Below are 12257 nucleotides of genomic sequence, written 5' to 3' on the forward strand. Positions count from 1 at the left end.
CCGAGCCGGAGCGTTTGCGCCAGCTCGCCGAAGCCGCCTTCGCCCAGAGCAAGGCCGCTGCGCCCCAGCCCCGGAAGACCGCGAACGGACGCGCCAGCGATGCGGGATGGGAGGAATTCTAGAGCATTCTCAAGCGAGGTGGATACCGGTTCGCGTGAAGAAAATGCGATAAAACAAAGACCTGGAGCATTTCCGCGATTCGGAGAAGCACGGAAATGCTCTAGGCGGCGTCAGCCGCCGAGGCACCGCGCAGGCGCGCGACATCACGCAGCGGCGGAGCGCCGAACAGGCGGCTATATTCCCGGCTGAACTGCGAGGGGCTCTCATAGCCTACCTGGAATCCGGCCGAGGCAGCGTCATGCGCCCTGGCCAGGATCAGCCGGCGGGCTTCCTGCAATCTCAGCTGCTTCTGGTACTGCAGCGGGCTCATTGCCGTTACCGCCTTGAAATGCTGGTGCAGCGCCGAAGGGCTCATCCGCGCCTCAGCCGCGACGATTTCGACGCTGAAGGGGCTACGGTAATTGCGCTTGATCCAGGCGATGGCGCGGTTGACCTGCTGCAGCTTGCTCTCCGCCACCGCGACCTGGCGCAGGCGCGCCGCCTGCTCTCCGGTGAGCAGGCGATAGAGGATCTCGCGCTCGACCAGCGGCGCCAGCACCGCAATGTCTGCGGGAGCCTCCAACAGGCTGGTCAGCCTGATCACGGCGTCGCGCAAGGCTGGAGTCATCGGTCCGACTGTCAGGCCCGGACCGGATGACAATTCCCGCTCGGTCAGCGGCGGCGCTTCCAGCATCAGAGCGCCGATGGCGGCCGGATCCAGCTCGAGCTTGACGCAGAGATAGGGCTCTTCCGGAGTCGCCTCGATCACCTGGCCGATGACCGGCAGGTCGAGCGAGACGACGAGGCAATGGGCGGCGTCGTAGCGATAGATCTGGTCGCCCAGAATCACCTGCTTGGCGCCCTGGGCGATGATGCAAAGCGCCGGCTCGTGCAGGCCATGCATCGGCTCGCTGGGTTGCGAGAGACGGACGACCTTCAAGCGCGGGATCGCGGTCTGGTGGACGCCGTCGCTCGGCGCAAAGCGCGCGATCAACCTGGCGAGTTCCTCGACCTGGGACATGTGCCGACCTCCTGGCAGGTCGCTGGAAGACGGCCCAGCTGCCTGGAGTTCCATATAAGGAATTGGTTGTGCTTTGCCATGGGTGGGCTGCAGCGCTGGAGGATCAGGCAATGATCGCGGCGGATCGGTCTACCGCTCCAGCCTCGCTCCGGTGCATTGTCCCGCCATACCGGCAGCGTCGTCGACCAACGGACCCAGGAGCGGAACGCCCTGGCGCCCCGAGCCGCCCGCTACTGACATATTCCTGTCAAAGGCGGCGCTATCCGCACCGCCCAACAACCTGAACGAAAGGAGATCATCATGCCCTTCAACCAGGTCTTCCAGTCGCTTGGCGCGATCGCGTCGATCATCGTGCCGACCAAGCCGTCGGTTCGTCCGCTCGAGATCGATCTCGAGCTTCCGGAGCCGCTGACCAAGGCCGAACTCGCCGTGCTCGGCCGCTGGGTCAGCGAGGATGGCGCCATCCGGCTCGATCTTCGTCCCAATGGCCGCTTCGGCAAGCAGCGCGACCAGGCACCGGGTCATGGCGGCCGCTACGAGGTCGATGCGTCGCAGCTCTATTTCGAGAGCGACGCCGGCCATGTCTGGAGCGGCGAACTGCGCCGCGGCCAGCTCGCCTTCGGCGAGAAGCGTTTCCGCCGGATTTTGCAGCTGGCCCCGGCCAGACTGATGCAATCTGGCCGGTAACGGCGCCCATGCTGAGAGGGGACGCTAGCAGGTCCCGTCTCAGTAGCCGACGGTAAAGCGCCGGCGCGAATGCGCCGGCTTTTCCAGCTCGTCGACCAGGGCAATGGCATAGTCCTCGGCCGAGATCCGGCTCTGGCCGTTATCGTCGACCAGGAGCTCGTCCTTGCCGAGGCGGAACTTGCCGGTGCGCTCGCCCGGGTCGATCAGGGCGGAGGGCGAGAGGAAGGTCCAGTCGAGATCGCTCTCGCCCTTCAGCTGATCGAGATAGGCGCCGCCCTTCCTGGCCTCGTCGAGATAGAGTGCCGGGAATTCCTTGGTGTCGAACAGCTTGACGCCCGGCGCGACCTCGAGGCTGCCGGCGCCGCCGACGACGAGATAGCGCTTCACGCCGGACTGCTTGACCGCCGCGAGCAGAACCGCCGGATCGCTGGCGGTGTAGTGCACCGAGCTGATCACCGCGTCATGGCCAGCGAGCAGCGCAGCGAGCCCGTCCTTGTCGTAGACATCGCCCTTCTCCGCCACGATGCCCGCGCCTTGCGGCACCTTTTCGGGATTGCGGACGATGGCGGTGACCTCGTGGCCGCGGCTGGTCAGCTCGGCGAGCAGGCGCGAGCCGATGAAGCCGGTGGCGCCGATGAGAGCAATCTTCATGGTGATCTTCCCTAGTATCCGTTGGGAACCTACATCCCGATGGACACCAGATGGCAGCCATGCGACTTTCTCTCAAGAAGGCACTTTCACGCCACAAGGTCACCTGCTGGAAACCGCCATGCTTCATCGCCCCGACGCCTTCAACGCCCGCTGCCCGACGCGGCAGGTGCTCGACCGCATCGGCGACAAATGGGCGGTTCTGGTGTTGATCCTGCTCGAGCAGGAGACGTTGCGCTTCAACGAATTGCGCCGGCGGATCGACTCGATCTCACAGAAGATGCTGTCGCAGACGCTGAAGAGCCTGGAGCGCGACGGGCTGATCTCACGCCGGGCCTTCCCGACCGTGCCGGTCACGGTCGAATACTCGCTGACACCGCTCGGGCGCACGCTCGCCGGTACGGTCGCGGCGCTGACGCAATGGGCCGAGGCCCATATCGGCGAGGTCGAGGAAGCGCAGCGCCGCTACGATCGCGGCGACATCGCCGCCTGATCAGCGCTTCAGTGCTCGCTTCGGCTTGAAGAAAGCGGCCCAGGCGTCGTCAGGCGGTCCCTTCTTCGTGACCTCTGGAGCCTTGTAGGCATCGGGCGCCAGATCCTTCTCCAGCAGCTCCCAGGCGACCGGCATGGCCACCGCGGCGCCGGGCCGCGCCCTTGTCGAGAACGGCGCGATCGCGGTCGAGCCGCGGCCATTCCTGAGATAGTCGATGAAGATGCGGCCCTTGCGCGCCTTCTTCGAGAGCGTGGCGGTGTAGAGCTTCGGCTCGGCCTGCTCCATCGCCTTGGCGAAGTCGCGGGCGAAGCCCTTGACCGCGTCCCAATCCGCTTTCGGCTTCAGCGGCAGGACGACATGGAAGCCCTTGCCGCCGGAGGTCTTGAGAAAGCTCTCGAAGCCGAGCTCGTCGAGGCGCTCGCGTACGGTGAGCGCCGCCTCGCGCACACGCTCCATCGGCACGCCCTTGTCGGGATCGAGATCGAAGATGATCTGGTCCGGCATCTCGACCGCATCGATTTTTGCGCCCCAGACGTGGACTTCGACGGTGCCGAGCTGGACGAGCGCCGCGAGCCCGTCGAAATCGCGGATGAACAGAAGCTCCTCGCCATCCTTGTCCTTCATCCGCGCCACCGCCTTATGCAGGCCGGCGCCAGCGTGCTTCTGGAAGAAGACCTGCCCGCCGACGCCATCGGGCGCCCGCAACAGGCTGAGGGGGCGGTCCACCACGAAAGGTGCCATGCGCTCCCAGACGCGGGCGTAGTAGTCGAGCAGATCCTGCTTGCTGAAACCGATGTCGGGCCAGAGCAGCTTGTCGGGATTGCTCAGCGTCACGGTCGTCTCCGGGCCGGCCTTGCGGCTGGTCTTCGTCGCACGCTGGGCCTTCTTCGCTTCGGCCTTGACCGGCTTCTCCGCGACGACTTCATCGGCCGGCTTGTCCTCGCGCAGGCCGAGGAAAGCCGAGTGCCGGAGCGTCTTCGAGGCCGTCCAGGAACCGAAAGCGATCTCTGCCACGAGTTCGGGCTTCACCCAGACGATACCACGCTCACGTCCAGCTTCGCCGCGGAATGGCGAGGCTTTTGCGGCGATGGCGTCGAGCGTCTTCTTCAACGCGGCTGCGGAGTTGCGGGTAAAGCCGGTGCCGACGCGGCCCGCAGGCTTCAGCTCGCCATCCTCGTGATAGCCGAGAACGAGGGAGCCGAGCTGATTGCGCGAGGCTTTCGACGGCACATAGCCGGCGATGACGAATTCCTGGCGCTGCGTACATTTCGACTTGATCCAGTCGCGCCCGCGGCCGCTGCGATAGGGCGCTTCGGCGCGCTTGGAGATCACGCCCTCCAGTCCCATGCGGCAGGCGTGGCGCAGCATGGTCTGGCCCGGCTCGAGGAAATGCTCGGAATAACGCAGCGGCGAGTCCACGTCGGCGACCTTGAGCAGCTCTTCCAGCTGCTCCTTGCGGGCGAGCAGCGGCTCGGTTTGCAGGTTTGCGCCATCGAGATGGAGCAAGTCGAAGGCGAAGAAGACGAGGTTCGCAGTCTTCCCCTCCGACAGCGCGGCCTGAAGCGCGGAAAAGGAGGAGATGCCGTTCTCGCCCAACGCCACGACCTCGCCGTCGATCAACGCGGTCTCGCAAGGCAGCGCAGCCAGTGCATCGGCGATGCGCTCGCCGAAGCGCTCGGTCCAGTCGAGCCCGGAGCGGGTGAGCAGCTTGATCTTGCCGGCGGAGATGCGCGCCTGCAGGCGATAGCCGTCGAACTTGACCTCATGCAGCCAGGCGTCGCCGGCCGGGGGCTTGTCCTGCAAGGTCGCGAGACAGGGCTCGACGAAAGGCGGTAGCGACTCACCATCGGCTTTCTGTGAGCGGCGGGCCGCCTTGGCCTTCGCTGGTTTTGCCGTGGCGGTCTTGGCCTTTGCGCCCTTGGGCTTGCGCCCCTTCGCGGGCTTCTCATCGGTCGACCAGACGTCGCCTACGGGATCCTCGCCGACTTCCTCGACGCTGCGGCCGGATTTCACCGAATCAGGCGCGGTCTCGAGGATGTCCTCGTCGTCGCGGGCAAAATCGTCGTCGACCTTGATCAGCAGCCAGTTGTCGCTCCTCTCGCCACGCCGTGGCTTCAACCTGACCAGATGCCAGTGGCCGCCGAGCTTGTGGCCTTCGAGCGCAAAGGCGAGATGGCCCTTCTCCATGCCGCGGACAGGGTCGCCTTCCGGGACCCATTTGCCCTCATCCCAGATGACGACCGAGCCGGCACCGTACTCGCCTTCCGGAATCGTGCCTTCAAAAGCGCCGTATTCAAGCGGGTGGTCCTCGACATGGACGGCGAGGCGCTTCTCGGCCGGATCGAGGCTCGGCCCGCGCGTCACCGCCCAGGACCAGAGCACGCCGTCATGCTCGAGCCTGAGATCGTAGTGGAGACGGCGCGCGGCGTGCTTGTGTATGACGAAGGCGCCGCCGCTCCGGGCTGCCTTGCGGCGGCTGACAGCCCCTTTAGGCTCACGTGTGCGGGAGAAATCACGCTTCGAACGGTAGAGGTTGAGATTGGCCATGGCGCCCTCCGACGCGCGTCAGGCGCTCTTTTTGGCCTTGCCGGCAGCGGTCTTCTTCGTCGGCTTGCGCGCGCTCGCCGGTTTCCTTTCGCGAGCCGCCGACTTGCCGGGCGAACCGCTTTCCTCGCCAAGGCTCTTCTTCAGCGCCTCGAACAGATTGACGACGTTGGAGGGGCGCTCGGCCGGCTTCGCCACCGGCGGCTTCTTGCCCTTGCGCTTGGCCGCGATCAGCTCGAGCAGCGCCTCCTCATACCGGTCCTCGAAGCCGCTCGGATCGAACTTCGCCTGCTTCTTCTCGATGATGTGCGTGGCGAGCTCGACCAGTTCCTCGTCGAGCTTGCCCTTCTTCAGGCCGTCGAAGATCTCGTCCGGCTGGCGCACGGTCTTGTCGTAGCGCAGCGTGGTCAGCAGCAGTCCCTTGTCGAAGGGCTCGATCATCACCGGACGCTCGCGGCGATAGAGCACGATGCGCGCGATGCCGGCCTTCTTCTGCTTCGCCATGGCCTCGCGGATCACGGCGAAGGCTTCCTCCGAAACCTCGTCGGAGGGGCTGAGATAATAGGGCTGGTCGAAATAGATCTGCGGGATCGCGGCGCGGTCGACGAATTGCTCGATCGAGAGTGTGTGCGAGCTCTCGATCTGGACCGCATCGATCTCGTCTTCCTCGATCAGCAGGTATTCGTCGCCGCCGATCTCGTAGCCCTTGACCTCGTCGTCGGTATCGACCGGCTTGCCGCTGACGCTATCGATATATTGGCGCCTGACCGTGTTGCCGGTCTTGCGGTTGATGACGCGGAAGGACACCTTCTCGCTATGGTCAGTCGCCGAGGTCAATTCGACGGCGCAGGAGACCAGCGAGAGCTTGAGATAGCCCTTCCAGGCCGGCCGGGGCGCCATCAGGCCGCCCTCAGCTTGGGCGGGGCGGGCAAGGCCGGCGGCAGGCCGCGCAGCCAGGCTTCGGCCCTGACAATCTCGTCGCGGGTCACGATCGGCACCGGATCCGAGAGGATTGCGAGCAGGACCTCGCGGTCGAGCTGACCATTGGCGATCACGTCGCGGAGCGCATCGCGGGTCTCGCGCTCTGCCCGAAGCTGGGCTCCGAGCGCGGCGATGAGGCGGTCCTTCGGCATGGCGGGCATGATACGCTGCTCCCGGGTTTGGAAACCTGCGACAAGTCAACCTGCGGAGCCAACAGAGGTTCCGAGAGCTGCGCTTTCCCCGTGCTGCGCTGCAGCACCCTAGCGTTTCCCTGGATTTCGTGTATATGCCCGGGCAACCGGCCCGACAGCCGGCTGCGCATTCCTTCCGCGATGAAGCGGATGCGGGCTTCGGACCTTGCTGGACGACATCCCGGCCTGGCCCGCCAGATCAACACCGAACCAAAGGACATCACGATGTCGATCACTGCCGAGCGCAAGACCGCGCTCATCAAGGAACATGCCACCAAGCCGAACGATACCGGCTCGCCGGAAGTCCAGGTCGCGATCCTCACCGAGCGCATCAACAACCTGACCGGCCACTTCAAGTCCCACACCAAGGACAACCATTCGCGTCGCGGCCTGCTCAAGCTGGTCTCGCAGCGCCGCTCCCTGCTCGACTACCTCAAGGGCAAGGAAGAGGCGCGCTACAAGACGCTGATCGAGAAGCTCGGCATCCGCCGCTGATCGAGACGGAATTCCGCCCGGTGCCTCGCTGCTCCGGGCGGTTCTGCTAGGGGCCAATTGATCGGCCTCAATCCGGGAGCGCCGCAATGACGCGACCTCCCATTCCAGTGCGGCAACCGCATGGGGCGGCTTCCCGCATGATCCGCCGGCGTCAGCGACGCTCATGGCAGGATCGCCGAGCGCCCGGGCGCGCTTCCTGCAAGCACCTCCCGGACGTTTAGCCGTCTTGCCCATGGGCACGATCGACGCCGGACGGATCGCATCCGACCGAAAGAAAACTCTATGTTCGATGTACAGACCGAAGAGCTGATCTGGGGCGGGCGCAAGCTCGTGCTCGAAACCGGCAAAATCGCCCGCCAGGCCGATGCCGCCGTGCTCGCCACCTATGGCGAGACCGTGGTGCTCGCGACCGTCGTCTCCGCCAAGTCGCCCAAGCCCGGGATCGACTTCTTCCCGCTGACGGTGAACTACCAGGAAAAGACCTTCGCCGCCGGCCGCATTCCCGGCGGCTATTTCAAGCGCGAGGGACGCCCGACCGAGAAGGAGACGCTGGTTTCGCGCCTGATCGACCGGCCGATCCGCCCGCTCTTCGTCGAAGGCTATCGCAACGAGACGCAGGTCGTCTGCACCGTGCTGCAGCATGACCTCGAGAACGACCCCGACATCGTCGCCATGGTTGCGGCCTCCGCCGCGCTGACGCTCTCCGGCGTGCCGTTCATGGGCCCGGTCGGCGCTGCCCGCGTCGGCTATTTCGACGGCGCTTACAAGCTCAACCCGCTGGTCGACGAGATCAAGGAATCGCAGCTCGATCTCGTCGTCGCCGGCACGCCCGACGCCGTCCTGATGGTCGAGTCGGAGGCCAAGCAGCTCTCCGAGGAGGTCATGCTCGGCGCCGTGATGTTCGGCCACAAGCACTTCCAGCCGGTGATCGACGCGATCATTCGCCTGGCAGAGAAGGCCGCCAAGGAGCCGCGCGACTACGTGCCGGCCGACAATTCGGTCGTGCTCGAGGCGGTGCTGAAGCTGGTCGATGCGGATATCCGCGCCGCCTACAAGATCACCACCAAGGCCGAGCGCTACAAGGCGCTGGACGCCGCCAAGGCCAAGGTTCAGGCGCTCGTCTCCGAGACGCCGGACGGCAAGACCACCTTCACCAAGGAACAGGTCGCCGGCCAGTTCAAGGAAGCCCAGGCCAAGGTGGTGCGCTGGACCATCCTCGACGACGGCGTCCGCATCGACGGCCGCGACCTGAAGACGGTCCGCAAGATCGTCTCGGAAGCCGGCATCCTGCCGCGCACCCACGGTTCGGCGCTGTTCACCCGCGGCGAGACCCAGGCGCTGGTTGTGACCACGCTCGGCACCGGCGACGACGAGCAGTTCATCGACTCGCTGGAAGGCACCTACAAGGAGACCTTCCTGCTGCACTACAACTTCCCCCCCTATTCGGTGGGTGAAGCCGGCCGCATGGGTTCGCCCGGCCGTCGCGAAATCGGCCATGGCAAGCTCGCTTGGCGCGCCATTCGCCCGATGCTGCCGGCGAAGTCGGAGTTCCCCTACACGATCCGCGTCGTCTCGGAGATCACCGAGTCGAACGGTTCGTCCTCGATGGCTACCGTCTGCGGCACCTCGCTGGCGCTGATGGATGCCGGCGTGCCGCTGAAGGCACCGGTCGCGGGCATCGCCATGGGCCTGATCCTGGAAGGCGAGCGCTTCGCGGTGCTCTCCGACATCCTCGGCGACGAGGACCATCTCGGCGACATGGACTTCAAGGTCGCCGGCACCGCCGAGGGCATCACCTCGCTGCAGATGGACATCAAGATCGCCGGCATCACCGAGGAGATCATGAAGGTCGCCCTCGACCAGGCCAAGGGCGGTCGCGATCACATCCTCGGCGAGATGAACAAGGCGCTGTCGGCCTCGCGTGGCCAGCTCGGCGAGTATGCGCCGCGCATCGAGACGATGAAGATCCCGGTCGACAAGATCCGCGAAGTCATCGGTTCGGGCGGCAAGGTCATTCGCGAGATCGTCGAGAAGACCGGCGCCAAGGTCAACATCGAGGACGACGGCACCATCAAGATCGCCTCGGCCGACGGCAAGTCGATCGAAGCGGCGATCAAGTGGATCAAGTCGATCGTCTCCGAAGCCGAGCCGGGCATGATCTATGACGGCACCGTCGTGAAGGTCATGGAGTTCGGCGCCTTCGTGAACTTCTTCGGCGCCAAGGACGGTCTCGTCCACATCTCGGAGCTGGCCCCGCGCCGGGTCCAGAAGGTGCAGGACGTCGTCAAGGAAGGCGACAAGGTCAAGGTCAAGTTCCTCGGCATGGACGAGCGCGGCAAGGTGCGCCTGTCGATGAAGGTGGTCGACCAGACCACCGGCGAGGACATCACCGAGAAGCTGAAGGCGGAGCGCGAGGCCGAGAAGTCCCGCGAGCGCCAGGGCGCCGAGGACTGATCCGCGATCGGCGTTTCACGTGAATCAGACGCCCCGCACCTGATGGTGCGGGGCGTTTTCTTTTGGGGTCCCTCTGGTGCGTCGCAGCGAAGTCGAATAGTCTAGACTTATTGTCTTCGGAGGCTGGCATGACCCCCCATCGCATAACGTCGCTTGATCAGCTCGCCGTGGTCTATCCGAATCCGGTCGCACCGGCCTCGGTCATCAAGGAGATCGATCACATCGACGCCAACTACGGCGCGCTGATCGCGGCGTCGCCGTTTTTCGTGCTCGCGACCAATGGTCCGGAGGGGCTGGATTGCTCACCGCGTGGGGATCAGCCGGGCTTTGTCACCGTCAGCGACGCCAAAACGCTGCTGATTCCGGACAGAAGAGGCAATAACAGACTGGATTCATTGAAGAATCTTCTGTCCGACAATCGAATCGGAATACTCTTTCTGATCCCCGGTTACGGCGAAACCCTGCGTGTGAACGGCACCGCGGTGCTCTCGACCGATCCGGAGCTGTGTGCGCGCTTCGAGATGGCGGGGAAGCTGCCGGCCTGCGTGATCGTGGTCACGGTCGAGGCCGCCTATTTCCAGTGCTCGCGAGCGGTGGTGCGGGCCGATCTCTGGAACCCCGCGGCGCAAGTCGACAAGCGCTCGCTGCCGAGCGCCGGCACGATCCTGCGCGACATCTCGGGGCGAGCGACGGAAGCGTTCGATGGCGACGCTTATGACAAGGCGCTGCCGGAGCGGGTCAGGGCGACGCTGTACTGATAGGCGCGAGTCGTCCCGGGCGACCGCAGGGAGACCCGGGATCCATTCCGGAACGGTTCAGGAATGGATCCCGGATCGGCGCCGCTTCGCGGCTTGTCCAGGATGACTACGGTTGGGGATTTACTCCAGTCCCCCCACAGCCGCCTCGACCGCCTCGACGATCGCGCCGGAGCGCACCAGAGCCGTCGCCTGGTTCATCTCGGCGGCGTACCAGCGGTCGCCGTCGAGCGCCGGCGGGATCGTCTCGCGCAGCGCATCCAGAGCCGCCTGCGTGCCCTTTCCGAGCGGATGGGCCTTGGCGGTCTCGGCGATCAGCGAGAGTGCCTGGCAGGCCATCAGGATCTCGGCCGCGATGATCATCTCGACATTCTCGACGATCGTGCGCGCCTTGCGGCCGCACCAGGTCGAGTTCGAGACATGGTCCTCGGCATTCGACTTGCCGGGGATCGAGTCGACCGAGCCGGGCGAGGACAGCGTGCGGTTCTCCATCACCAGCGCCGACATCGAGCACTGCACGGTCGCAAAGCCGGTATTGAGGCCGCGCTTGCCGGCGAGCAGGTTGCGCGGCAGGCCATAGCTCAGCGTCGGGTCGACCAGGCGGGCGAGGCGACGCTCGCAGATCGAGCCCAGGTCGGTCATGGCGATGGCGAGCAGGTCCATCGCCTGCGCGACATACTGGCCGTGGAAATGGCCGCCGGAAATGACGCGGTAGCCGTCATCCTCGGGGAAGATGAGCGGGTTGTCGGTCGCCGAATTGGTCTCGGTCGCGATGATGCGCGAGACATAATCGAGCGCCTCGCGGGCGGGCCCATGCACCTGCGGGGCGCAGCGCAGCGAATAGACGTCTTGCACGCGCGGGGCCGGCGGCTTGCCTGGCGTGCGGCCGATTTCGTCGGGATAGATCGTCTCGCGGGCCGAGGCCGAGCAGCGCTTCGAACCCTGCGTGATCTTGAGCAGGTTGCGCGCGACCAGGGCCTGGCCAGGATGCGGGCGGGCGGCATGGACGCGCGGATCGAAGGCGGCAAGCTCCCCGCGCATCGCTTCGAGCGAGAGGGCAAGACCGATATCGGCGGCCTTGATCAGCCGCTTGGCGTCCTCGGTCGCGAGCACGCCGAGTGCCAGCGATACCGTCGACCCGTTGATCAGGGCCGAGGCATCCTTGGCGCCGAGCTTGAAGTCGGGCTCGAGCCCGGCCTTGGCCAGCGCGTCGCGGGCCTTCATCCGCCTGCCCTTGTAGACCGCCTCCGCCTCCTCGAAGCCGCAGACCGCGGCCGACATATGGGCGAGCGGAGCGAGGTCGCCGGAGGCGCCGACCGAGCCCTTCTGCGGGATCACCGGGTGGATGCCGGCATTGAGGCAGGCGAGCAGGCGCTCGACCAGGGCGACCTGCGGGCCGGAATAGTTCGAGGCGAAGGCATTGGCGCGCAGCAGCATGGTGGCGCGCGTGACATCCTCCGCGAAGGGCTCGCCGATGCCGGTGGCGTGGGCGTAGACGCTCTTGCGCTGATATTCGGTCATTTCCGACATCAGCACGCGCTGGTCCTTGAACAGGCCGACGCCGGTGTTGAAGGAGTACATGAACGGCGCTTCGTCGTTCATGAAATTGGCGTCGATATGGGCGCGCGTCGCCGCGATCGCCTCGCGGGCCGATTTGGCCAAGGTCGCCTTCTCATAGCGGCCGGAGGCGCCGGGCCGCGCCACGCGCAGCACCTGCCTACCCTTCAGGGTTCGTCCGTCGATCGTTACCGCCATCGCCTGGTCCTCGTCAGCTTTGCCGACGATCTAAAGGGCGAGCGCGTCAAAGGGAAAGGCCCATTCCCTGCCGGAAGCGAAAAGGACCTTGCACGATGCGACGCGGCCTTACTGCGGCGCGACATCGGCGCGCC

The 12257-nt window shown here is 65.6% G+C and carries 11 protein-coding genes; 5 read left to right on the top strand and 6 right to left on the bottom strand.

Going from position 1 to position 12257, the window contains the following annotated elements; translation table 11 throughout:
• Nucleotides 1–220: 220 nt before the first annotated feature.
• Nucleotides 221–1120, bottom strand: a complete 900-nt coding sequence (locus V7S63_RS28070; protein ID WP_091835861.1) for an AraC family transcriptional regulator — start codon at nucleotides 1118–1120, stop codon at nucleotides 221–223.
• Nucleotides 1121–1420: 300 nt separating this feature from the next.
• Between V7S63_RS28070 and V7S63_RS28075 the strand changes: the two genes are divergently transcribed.
• Nucleotides 1421–1807, top strand: coding sequence for an Atu4866 domain-containing protein (locus V7S63_RS28075; protein WP_336532743.1), 387 nt, complete (start codon nucleotides 1421–1423; stop codon nucleotides 1805–1807).
• A 39-nt stretch (nucleotides 1808–1846) separates the two neighbouring features.
• Here V7S63_RS28075 and V7S63_RS28080 read toward each other — a convergent pair whose 3' ends face one another.
• Entirely contained in the window at nucleotides 1847–2458 is a 612-nt protein-coding gene (locus V7S63_RS28080; RefSeq protein WP_336532744.1) for an NAD(P)-dependent oxidoreductase, read from the bottom strand.
• A gap of 118 nt (nucleotides 2459–2576) precedes the next feature.
• On the opposite strand from V7S63_RS28080, the gene V7S63_RS28085 reads away from it, so the two are divergent.
• Nucleotides 2577–2948 carry a winged helix-turn-helix transcriptional regulator gene (locus V7S63_RS28085; protein WP_091835870.1) on the top strand — a complete coding sequence of 124 codons (372 nt, stop codon included), beginning with the start codon at nucleotides 2577–2579 and terminating at the stop codon, nucleotides 2946–2948.
• Here the strand turns inward: V7S63_RS28085 and ligD are convergent, their stop codons facing one another.
• From ligD to V7S63_RS28100, 3 genes are read right to left on the bottom strand one after another with little or no spacing between them, the layout of a single operon-like run.
• The gene (gene ligD / locus V7S63_RS28090; RefSeq protein ID WP_336532745.1) at nucleotides 2949–5495 is read right to left on the bottom strand and encodes a DNA ligase D; all 2547 of its coding nucleotides are present in this window, start codon (nucleotides 5493–5495) and stop codon (nucleotides 2949–2951) included.
• Nucleotides 5496–5513: 18 nt separating this feature from the next.
• Nucleotides 5514–6392 carry a non-homologous end joining protein Ku gene (gene ku, locus V7S63_RS28095; protein ID WP_336532746.1) on the bottom strand — a complete coding sequence of 293 codons (879 nt, stop codon included), beginning with the start codon at nucleotides 6390–6392 and terminating at the stop codon, nucleotides 5514–5516.
• Nucleotides 6392–6634, bottom strand: coding sequence for a hypothetical protein (locus V7S63_RS28100; RefSeq protein WP_091835880.1), 243 nt, complete (start codon nucleotides 6632–6634; stop codon nucleotides 6392–6394). The genes ku and V7S63_RS28100 overlap by 1 nt, the downstream gene beginning before the upstream one ends.
• A 255-nt stretch (nucleotides 6635–6889) precedes the next feature.
• Here V7S63_RS28100 and rpsO point away from each other — a divergent pair, with 255 nt between their 5' ends.
• The 3 genes from rpsO (at nucleotide 6890) to V7S63_RS28115 (ending at nucleotide 10371) form a co-directional block, all read left to right on the top strand.
• Nucleotides 6890–7159, top strand: a complete 270-nt coding sequence (gene rpsO, locus V7S63_RS28105) for a 30S ribosomal protein S15 (RefSeq protein ID WP_091836097.1) — start codon at nucleotides 6890–6892, stop codon at nucleotides 7157–7159.
• A 282-nt stretch (nucleotides 7160–7441) separates the two neighbouring features.
• Entirely contained in the window at nucleotides 7442–9613 is a 2172-nt protein-coding gene (gene pnp, locus V7S63_RS28110; RefSeq protein WP_091835883.1) for a polyribonucleotide nucleotidyltransferase, read from the top strand.
• A 128-nt stretch (nucleotides 9614–9741) separates the two neighbouring features.
• Nucleotides 9742–10371 carry a pyridoxamine 5'-phosphate oxidase family protein gene (locus tag V7S63_RS28115; protein ID WP_336532747.1) on the top strand — a complete coding sequence of 210 codons (630 nt, stop codon included), beginning with the start codon at nucleotides 9742–9744 and terminating at the stop codon, nucleotides 10369–10371.
• A gap of 120 nt (nucleotides 10372–10491) precedes the next feature.
• Here the strand turns inward: V7S63_RS28115 and V7S63_RS28120 are convergent, their stop codons facing one another.
• Nucleotides 10492–12123 (bottom strand): HAL/PAL/TAL family ammonia-lyase, encoded by a 1632-nt coding sequence (locus V7S63_RS28120; RefSeq protein ID WP_336532748.1) that lies wholly within the window; start codon nucleotides 12121–12123, stop codon nucleotides 10492–10494.
• Between the last annotated feature and the right edge of the window lie 134 nt (nucleotides 12124–12257).

It is taken from the genome of Allobosea sp. CCNWLY174 (genome assembly GCF_037120455.1).
Taxonomy (GTDB): domain Bacteria; phylum Pseudomonadota; class Alphaproteobacteria; order Rhizobiales; family Beijerinckiaceae; genus Allobosea; species Allobosea lupini.

Coding starts and splice junctions, on each gene's coding strand:
- V7S63_RS28085 (WP_091835870.1), top strand. CDS start 2,577: ATGCTTCATCGCCCCGACGCCTTCAACGCCCGCTGCCCGACGCGGCAG.
- V7S63_RS28080 (WP_336532744.1), bottom strand. CDS start 2,458: ATGAAGATTGCTCTCATCGGCGCCACCGGCTTCATCGGCTCGCGCCTG.
- pnp (WP_091835883.1), top strand. CDS start 7,442: ATGTTCGATGTACAGACCGAAGAGCTGATCTGGGGCGGGCGCAAGCTC.
- ligD (WP_336532745.1), bottom strand. CDS start 5,495: ATGGCCAATCTCAACCTCTACCGTTCGAAGCGTGATTTCTCCCGCACA.
- V7S63_RS28070 (WP_091835861.1), bottom strand. CDS start 1,120: ATGTCCCAGGTCGAGGAACTCGCCAGGTTGATCGCGCGCTTTGCGCCG.
- ku (WP_336532746.1), bottom strand. CDS start 6,392: ATGGCGCCCCGGCCGGCCTGGAAGGGCTATCTCAAGCTCTCGCTGGTC.
- V7S63_RS28120 (WP_336532748.1), bottom strand. CDS start 12,123: ATGGCGGTAACGATCGACGGACGAACCCTGAAGGGTAGGCAGGTGCTG.
- rpsO (WP_091836097.1), top strand. CDS start 6,890: ATGTCGATCACTGCCGAGCGCAAGACCGCGCTCATCAAGGAACATGCC.
- V7S63_RS28100 (WP_091835880.1), bottom strand. CDS start 6,634: ATGCCCGCCATGCCGAAGGACCGCCTCATCGCCGCGCTCGGAGCCCAG.
- V7S63_RS28075 (WP_336532743.1), top strand. CDS start 1,421: ATGCCCTTCAACCAGGTCTTCCAGTCGCTTGGCGCGATCGCGTCGATC.
- V7S63_RS28115 (WP_336532747.1), top strand. CDS start 9,742: ATGACCCCCCATCGCATAACGTCGCTTGATCAGCTCGCCGTGGTCTAT.